The following is a 6,462-nucleotide window of genomic DNA, read 5'->3' on the forward strand; positions in this document are numbered from 1 at the left end:
TGGAAAACATGGTCTATGAGGCCGGCTTGCTGCATGATATCGGGAAGATCGGAATTTCGGAATATATCTTGAATAAACCAGGACGCTTGAATTCAGAAGAATATGAAGAAATGAAACGACATGTAGAAAATGCAGTCGATATCATACGTCATCTGCCAGCCATGGAATATGTTGTGCCGGCAGTCATCTCACATCATGAAAGATACGACGGGACCGGCTATCCTCGCCGATTGAAGGGAGAAGATATCCCGCTTTTGGGAAGGATCCTTTGTGTTGTGGATTCTTTCGATGCGATGATTTCAAAACGTTCCTATAAAAAGGCCATGTCAGTTTATGAAGCATTGCAAATCTTGGATGAACAGGCCGGGCGTCAGTTTGATCCGCATTGTGTGGATGCGTTTATTCGCATGATACAGGAATCTCGTTTACAGATCCGTTATTCGAATCAGGATACCGAACGAGAGTGAGTCATTTTTTGGTCTTTTACTATGGTATAATAATAATGGAGTAAAAACATGGATGAAAAAGTATTGAAGAAAAGACTGCAGAGAATGATGGGCTTCGCCATTGGCGTTGGTTTTGCGCTAGTGATGGCAGGCTTTGTCTTTGTGAATATGATCTCTTCTACCTTGGAGGGTGCAACACAGGAAAATATGCAGGCAGAAACGGATGAATATGTCAAACGCCTCAATAAGCAGATCGATTCGGATTATCAGCTTTTGGATACGGCCGCCACATTGATCAGTGATTCCAATTTGGAAATGAATGATAATTTTGTGACGATCTTAGATGAAGCCAATCGTGACAATGACTTTTTGTCCATGTGTTATTTTTCTACTTCCGGACAAGGCTTTATCGTGACTTTGGGACACGATCCAAGTTGGAACGTCAATTTATCCGATTTGAACGATGAGATCCAGCGTGTCGTGCAAAAGTCTTTCCAGGGAGAAAACGGTCTATCCAATCTTTTTGTTGGAGATTATACACAGGAAAAAGTGTTCCTTTACAGTGTTCCCGTGTATAAGGGAAATCAGATCTTGGGGGCTTTGGCCGCTACAGACCACGTGGAAATCTTTGGCGATATTTTAGATGGGGAAGGCGTTATGGGCGGAACCGGAAGAATTCATTTATTGAATTCCCAAGGCGATTTTTTGATTCGCTCAAGCGATCCGATCAATGACCATGATGTGGATTCCATCTTTGATCCGACATATGGTGAATTGCAGTTTCATAAAGAAGAATATCAGGAAGCGATGAAGAAACAGGAATCGCTTTACTTTTCCTTTGTTTATGATTCGATTCCCTATCGTATGTATTTAGCTCCTGTCGGCATCAACAACTGGTATATGTGCAGTGTCAACTCTGTCCAGCAAAGCAATGCCTTTGTGTATCAGATCGTGGAGATCCTGGCAATCTTCTTTTTGATCGTGGTCGGCTTAGTGGCCTTTATCTTGTTTTATGGATACCGGATGGTCGGCAAGCACAATCATCAGCTGTTCCAGCTGGCTTACCATGATCAATTGACAGGGTATTATAATTTCATCTATTTTCAACAATTGGCAAAAAAGCGCGTTTCGCAGCATCCTGACGGGTGCTTGACTTGTTTAAATGTCCGTCAGTTCAAATTCATCAATGAGATCTTTGGACGAGAAGCTGCCGATCGTTTCTTGAAACATATGGCCGATCAAATTGCCTCTTCTTTGAAAAAGGGAGAATTCTTCTGTCGGGAAAGTGCGGATTTCTTCTATCTGTATCTTTTTGACCGGGATGAAAATGTCCTTCAAAGACGCTTGCAGGAGATCTTGGATAAGATCACAAATTATGAAGAAATTTCTGATCAGAATTATCGGATCATGATGAGCTGCGGGGCCGTGATCTCGGACCAAAGAAAAATGGTCTACAGCTTTGATCAGATGATGACACATGTGATGTATGCGCTGGATAAAGCGAAAGAAACGCACCAGAATACGATTTGGTTTTTTGATGCCAAACTCCATGAGCAAGAAGTCATGAACAATTATATCGAAGGCAATATGTATCAGGCTTTGGAGAATCAGGAATTCAAAGTGTATTTGCAGCCGAAGATGGATCTGGAGACTGGAAAGCTGGCAGGAGCCGAAGCTCTGGTCCGCTGGCAGCGTTCGGACGGATCGATCATTGTTCCGGGAGATTTTATTCCTTTATTTGAAAACAATGGTTTTTGTGCCAAGTTGGATCTATATATGTTTGAGAAGGTTTGCGGCTGGATCCGATCTTGGCTGGATCAGAAAATCGAACCGGTGGAGATCTCCATCAATCAAACCAAACGAATTTTCTTCGACGGCCGCTATCTTCAAGATTTACAAGACATTTTAAAACGTTATCAGGTTCCGGCTTCTTTGATTACATTAGAGATCTTGGAAGGAACTGCTTTGGAGGATGTGGATCGTTTTAATGAGCGGATTCGACAATTGAAATCCTTGGGATTCCATATCTCTATGGATGATTTTGGAAGCGGATATTCCTCATTGAATACATTGAGTAAATTGGATATCGATGAATTGAAGATCGATCGCGGATTTTTGATGACAGTTTCCAGTCAGAGAAACAGCAAAGAAAAAGTGATCATGGAAACTGTGATCCAGCTTGCCAAGCGGCTGGAGCTTCGTACAGTCGCAGAAGGGGTCGAGACCCAGGAAGACGAGGCCTTGATCCGCAGCCTGCAATGTGATTACGGACAAGGATATCTATACAGCCGTCCATTACCGGCAGAAGACTTTACTACACTTTATCTAGAAAGTCGGGAGGGGAAAGCATGAAACGACTGCATATTGAATCGATCCTAAAAAATGCCAAAATGGGGATCTGGTCGATCCAGATCGATTTTCAGGGGCAAGATCACAAACTGTTTGCCGATTCGACGATGTGTCAGCTGATGGGGATTCCCGAAGATACCGATCCGATCCAGGCTTATACCCTTTGGTGGCAAGGCATACACCCTTCTTATACAGGTTATATCCAAGAAGCGATTGCGAATATTCGCATGGGACAGGATATCGAAGTGGAATACCCTTGGTATCATCCGCAGCTCGGGTGTCGCTATGTACGCTGTGCCGGACAGCTTGTAGATCAGAACGAATCTTTTATGGAACTGCAGGGCTATCATCAAGATGTAACCGATCTGGTCAAGGAAAATACTCATTTGGGGGAAGCTTATCAGATTCTGGACTTTTTTAAATTCAAAAAGTATTCTTCCATAGTCATGCATGCTTATGAGGCGATGTGTGAAGTGGATGTACAAACCTACTCGTATTCTTTGATCTTTGGCCGTCAAAAAATTGTTTCAAAGACCCCGGCTCAAGGGGATCTGATTGCGATGGTCCAGGGGCATATGAGCGCTTCAGACTTTCAGGCGTTCCAGTCTTTTCTTGTGCATTGGGATCCGGACAAGAAACAACAATCCATCGAACTGTGTATTGATTCGAAATGGATGCGAATCATTGGTTCCACGGCTCGTTTCAATCAAAAAGACCGGCTGTTGTTGTGGTTTATTGATATCACGGATGAAAAAGCCATGACGAAGGTTCGGGAAGAAAAGGAAGCGTTATTGAAGATCTTATCGGGTTCACATACGGATGTTTTGGATATTGATCTGGATCACCAACAAGTGCATTTTATGCATGGGCAAGATCAAACGATCGCTGAATTTGTGAGCTCGCTTTATACACGATATTCTCAAAGTGAGAAGCAGAGTCTTAAAGATTTCTTCTCACCTTCTCATCTGCAGACGATGTCGGATCAGGAAACGATCGAGATCCAGCTCGATGAAAAGAAGACGCCTTTTGGCTGGGACCGCATTACTTTGATGCCTTCCCGCGAGGAAAAAGATCATATCCTGGCGACGATCCAAAGCATGGATCCGGGGCATTTTGTGCAGATGATCATGTCACGCTATATCGAAAACAACTATCAGATCTTGTGTTATATCGATATGAAAAATGACTTGTTCATTCCTTTGCGCGTCAAAGGCATGCGCTTTGACAAGAAAGCCACGCAATCGTATGCCCAAACGGTAGCCAATTATATCGAAGGGTTCGTCGTGCCGGAAGATCAAGCGGCAGCCAGGGTGAATATGCTTCCGCAAAAGATCTTAACGTCTTTGCAGAAAGAGAAACTGTATTACTTCAGCTTAGGCATCGAAAATGAAGGTTCCTACCGGCGCATGTTGTTTCAATACCATTATTTTGACCGTTCCCAAGACCTGGTACTGTTGATGATATCCGATGTGACCGAACAATACTTGCAGGAAGAAGAAGAGAAACGGCAGATGGAATTGATCCGAATCCAGGCCAATACCGATCATCTGACCGGCCTTTCTAACCGTTATGCCTGTGAGACCCAGATCAAAGAATATTTTGATCAGGAAGGCCAAGAAGAAGTTTCTGCCTTTTTATTGATCGATCTGGATGATTTTAAAGAAGTCAATGATACATTTGGACATATCGTCGGCGATAAGGCATTGGTTGATGTCGGCAATGCCTTGACCCATTATTTTCGAAGCACGGATATCATTTCCCGGTTTGGGGGCGATGAATTTGTGGTCTTTATGAAAAATATCAAAGACGAAAAAGTGTTGCCGAAACTGATGGAGCGCCTGTTACAACAGCTGGTCTTTGTCTATGAGGATTCTGAACATCGCATCGAACTCAAGGCATCGATCGGGATCGCGATTGCTCCTAAGGATGGCCAGCAGATCGAAACGTTATATCAGAAAGCGGATAAGGCGTTGTATCGCATCAAAAACCAAGGCAAAAATAACTTTGCCCTCTATGATGCGGCCATTGATGAAGAGTGCTCATAAGTAAGAAAGCCCACGAATCTTGTGGGCTTTTTTGGCGCTTATAAACAAAATGCCATATAAGCAGGAATACAAAGAATGTCATTTTCTTTTCTTTGGAGATTTTTTCTTAGACTAACTGCGATTCCAATAAAACGCAAAGTATAAAAGTTGAAATCTTTGACAAAACGCAGAGTAAGGTGTTCCTAAGGGCTTGTTTTTAACTTTCGAATGGGATTTTGATATAATGAAAATAACTATGAAAAAGCGATGGTTTCTACTGATCCTGGTCTTTTTTTTGGCGGTGAGCGGCTGTTCAGGCGGCTCGGAAGAGTCATATCCAAGCACCTATCCAGAAAGCGAAGGGGCCACTTTAGAACAAGTGCATTGGCCCGCCTTTCCTGGTGTCAACGTCTTGAGCGATGGTGTTGTCGAAATTGATTACTCTAATGTTTCGCAAGGCTATATCGGGGCTCGCAAACTGACGGATACCGGAAAATCAAAGATCCAGGTCTTAAAAGATGACAAAAAATATAACTACGATATAACCGATTCTGCCTATATCGAATTTCCTTTACAGATGGGGAATGGGCTTTATACCTTTAAGATTCTTCAACAGATCGAAGGTACGCGTTATGCGATCAGCGCCAGCGTCCAGGTCGAGGTATCGTTAGAAAATGAATTTGATCCTTTCTTGTATCCGAATCAAGTGGTAAACTATGCGCCCGATTCAAAAGTGGTTGCGATCTCATTTGATCTGGTCAAAGACGATACCGATGATTTGACTAGACTGGCTCATCTGTTTCAGTATGTGGTCGATACCTTGGATTATGATGACGATAAAGCGGTAGAAGTCCAGGATGCTTATGTATTGCCAGATCTGGATGAAGCGATCGAATCCGGAGAAGGGATCTGTTTTGATTACGCATCCTTATTGGCGGCTCTTTGCCGGATCCAGGGATTTCCGGCCCGTGTGATCGTAGGGTGGACGGATATCGAGTATCATGCCTGGGTCGAGATCTATTTGGAAGGACAAGGGTGGATCAACCCGAAGATATATTTTACAGAACATGACTGGTCATTAGTGGACCCGACATTTTCCGATGCCCGCAATACGGACTACGAAGGAAAATACGAAGAAGTCTATCGTTATTAGGAGGTCAATCTATGAAAAAGCTCTCACTACAGGAAAAACAGATCTTTGCCGGGGAACTGGAAACGATCTTATCGAGCGGTTTAGGGATCGAAGAAGGGCTGCAGATCATTGCTCAGGAACTGCCGTCCCAAGCCTTGAAAGAAACGGTCCAGTCGATGCGCGAGACCTTGGTCCAGGAAGGAACCTTTTATGCGGCCGTACTTCATACCCAGGCTTTTGATCCGTATATGGAACAAATGGTGCGGATGGGAGAACTCAGCGGCCATTTGGATGAAGTGCTCAAAGAACTGGTCAAATACTATCAGCGCCAAAATGATATGCAGCGTCAGCTCAAAGAAGCGGCCACGTATCCGTTTATCTTGTTGGTCATGATGTTTCTGATCGTCGGGGTCATGGTTTTTAAAGTGCTGCCGATTTTTGAAGATGTTTTGGCCAGTACAGGAGCCATGCCTTCGGTTATGCGCTTTGGCATGTTGTTTGGCCAAATCAG

General features: G+C 43.6%; 5 protein-coding genes. All 5 read left to right on the forward strand.

From position 1 onward, the window contains the following. A partial coding sequence (locus tag Q0J48_RS06185; RefSeq protein WP_296242560.1) for an HD-GYP domain-containing protein occupies positions 1 to 467 on the forward strand: 467 nt, incomplete at its 5' end. Between the two features lie 48 nt (positions 468 to 515). Next, complete coding sequence (locus Q0J48_RS06190) at positions 516 to 2,798, forward strand: GGDEF and EAL domain-containing protein (protein WP_296242561.1); 2,283 nt, start codon at positions 516 to 518, stop codon at positions 2,796 to 2,798. Then, positions 2,795 to 4,840 (forward strand): GGDEF domain-containing protein, encoded by a 2,046-nt coding sequence (locus Q0J48_RS06195; RefSeq protein WP_296242563.1) that lies wholly within the window; start codon positions 2,795 to 2,797, stop codon positions 4,838 to 4,840. Before Q0J48_RS06190 ends, Q0J48_RS06195 begins: the two co-directional genes overlap by 4 nt. Positions 4,841 to 5,063: 223 nt before the next feature. Beyond that, positions 5,064 to 5,972 carry a transglutaminase family protein gene (locus tag Q0J48_RS06200; RefSeq protein ID WP_296242564.1) on the forward strand — a complete coding sequence of 303 codons (909 nt, stop codon included), beginning with the start codon at positions 5,064 to 5,066 and terminating at the stop codon, positions 5,970 to 5,972. An 11-nt stretch (positions 5,973 to 5,983) separates the two neighbouring features. Then, on the forward strand, positions 5,984 to 6,462 hold a 479-nt coding region (locus Q0J48_RS06205; protein WP_296242567.1), incomplete at its 3' end, for a type II secretion system F family protein.

Source organism: uncultured Faecalicoccus sp. (assembly GCF_944325745.1).
Taxonomy (GTDB): Bacteria; Bacillota_I; Bacilli_A; order Erysipelotrichales; family Erysipelotrichaceae; genus Faecalicoccus.

Coding starts and splice junctions, on each gene's coding strand:
- Q0J48_RS06190 (WP_296242561.1), top strand. CDS start 516: ATGGATGAAAAAGTATTGAAGAAAAGACTGCAGAGAATGATGGGCTTC.
- Q0J48_RS06200 (WP_296242564.1), top strand. CDS start 5,064: ATGAAAATAACTATGAAAAAGCGATGGTTTCTACTGATCCTGGTCTTT.
- Q0J48_RS06195 (WP_296242563.1), top strand. CDS start 2,795: ATGAAACGACTGCATATTGAATCGATCCTAAAAAATGCCAAAATGGGG.